Source organism: Spirillospora sp. NPDC046719, assembly GCF_040645715.1.
In the GTDB taxonomy this organism is placed as follows: Bacteria; Actinomycetota; Actinomycetes; order Streptosporangiales; family Streptosporangiaceae; genus Spirillospora.
In genome coordinates this window covers 1-1,766 of record NZ_JBEYYT010000853.1, presented here as the reverse complement: position 1 = coordinate 1,766, position 1,766 = coordinate 1, and the positions used below count along the sequence as shown (strand labels likewise).

The following is a 1,766-nucleotide window of genomic DNA, read 5'->3' as shown; positions in this document are numbered from 1 at the left end:
GGCGGCAGCGCCCCTGCGCGGCCGCTCAGACGGCTGCGGCGGGGCGCGTCCGGAAGCTCAGCCGGTGCGCCTCCCGCGCGGTGCGCAGCCGGTCGACCTCGTCGGTCCACGGCCGCACGGACGGGCGCGCCTTGGCCTTGCGGCGCGCGATCTCCGCGGCGCGGCGGGCCTTGGCGTCCTGCGCGTCGGACACGTAGGTCTTCGGGCCCATCGCGATCCGCTCGGCCGCCTCCGCCGCGGCGAGCACCTCGGTCATGGCCTGGTCGAAGGCGATGGTCAGCTCGTGCAGCTCCGGCCCGGGCACGTCCGCGCCCTGGGCGTCCCGCAGCGCGCGCTCGGCCTCGCGCGCGGCCGCGAGGCGCGCCTCGTAGTCGGCGGCCAGCCGCTCGTCGGCCTCGTACTGCTCCGCGACGTCCTTGTCCACCCTGCGGATCAGCGGCATGGCGATACTCCCTCAAGCTCACGATCTTCATCGTCCGATCGAGGCCAGCGTACGCGCGCCGCCCGCCGGGTGTGACGCCGGACACCGAACTCGGCACCTTTACGCAGTAAGGTAACGCTGGGCGACGCCCCGCCGGCCCGAAATCGGGATGCGAGGAAGATCCGGGATCAGTACCGTTTCCGCCGGAAACACGGGGAGGCGACGGACCATGGCGAAGCTCAACCAGATCATCGCGGTCGAGAAGGGCGCGAAGAGCCGCGCGCAGCGCGAGATCGCCGAGATCGGCCAGCGGCTGCAGAAGACCGCGCTGCTGTCCGGCATCTCCCGCACCTACCAGCCGCTCGACGACGAGGGCGAGTCGCTGCCGCCCGAGTCCACCCGCGTGCAGGTGAAGGCGGAGGGGACGCTCAAGGAGGTCGCGGCGGCGCTCACCCGGCTCTTCGACATCACCGCCACCAAGGACTGGGCCAACTGCGACGCCCGCGCCGACGTCACCGTCGACGGCCGGACCGTCCTGGAGCAGGTCCCGGTGGCGCACCTGCTGTTCCTGGAGAAGCAGCTCACCGAGCTGGCCGCCCTTGTCGACCGGCTCCCGGTGCTCGACGCCGCCGAGTCGTGGACGTTCGACGAGTCCGCCGACGTGTGGCGGACCGAGCCGGTCAGGACGACCCGCACCAAGAAGATCCCGCGCGCGCACGTCCTGTACGAGGCGACCACCGAGCACCCCGCCCAGGTGGAGACCTACACCGAGGACGTCATCGTCGGCACCTGGACCAGGACCGCCTTCTCCGGCGCCCTGCCCGCGCGCCGGGTGAACGAGCTGCGCGAGCGCGTCGCCAAGCTGCAGGCGGCGGTCAAGTTCGCCCGCGAGGAGGCCAACGGCGCGGAGGTCACCGACCGCAAGGTGGGCGAGGCCGTCTTCGGCTACCTTTTCGCCTGAACCGCCCGCGGTGACGCGGGCCGCACAACTGAAGACTCCCCCGCTGGAGCGCGGGGGTCGGGCGCAAGCCCGAAGCTGAGAATGAAGTTCAGCTTGATCACGTGGCGTCAGCGGAGGTTCGAATCCTCCCCGGAGCACTCGGGCCCCGGTAGCTCAGCGGCAGAGCAGCCCATGAATCTCAGGCTCTCGCTCCAGTCTCAGCATCTCCGCCCGTCACCGGCGGGCGGGGGACGGCGAAGGTCGCCGAGGTGCCAGTTCGAATCTGGTCCGCCGCTCTCGTGCGGCGGTGGTTCAAAGGGAGAACACGGCGAACTGAACCTGACCGTCCCCCGGAAACGCGCCGGTGCGCGCATCAGGGCGGAACCACCAAGGGCCCCGGGACTC

2 protein-coding genes and 1 tRNA gene are annotated in these 1,766 nt (G+C 71.6%); 2 read left to right on the top strand and 1 reads right to left on the bottom strand.

Features of this window, described 5'->3' with window-relative positions:
• Positions 1 to 25 precede the first annotated feature (25 nt).
• Positions 26 to 442: a plectin gene (locus ABZ914_RS50945; protein WP_500201761.1), complete on the bottom strand. Its 417-nt coding sequence runs from the start codon at positions 440 to 442 to the stop codon at positions 26 to 28.
• 208 nt (positions 443 to 650) lie between these two features.
• Here ABZ914_RS50945 and ABZ914_RS50940 point away from each other — a divergent pair, with 208 nt between their 5' ends.
• Both ABZ914_RS50940 and ABZ914_RS50935 read left to right on the top strand, forming a co-directional pair.
• Complete coding sequence (locus ABZ914_RS50940; RefSeq protein ID WP_433252464.1) at positions 651 to 1,382, top strand: DUF7873 family protein; 732 nt, start codon at positions 651 to 653, stop codon at positions 1,380 to 1,382.
• Between the two features lie 42 nt (positions 1,383 to 1,424).
• Positions 1,425 to 1,519: transfer RNA gene (locus ABZ914_RS50935), tRNA-OTHER, on the top strand.
• The last annotated feature ends 247 nt before the right edge of the window (positions 1,520 to 1,766 follow it).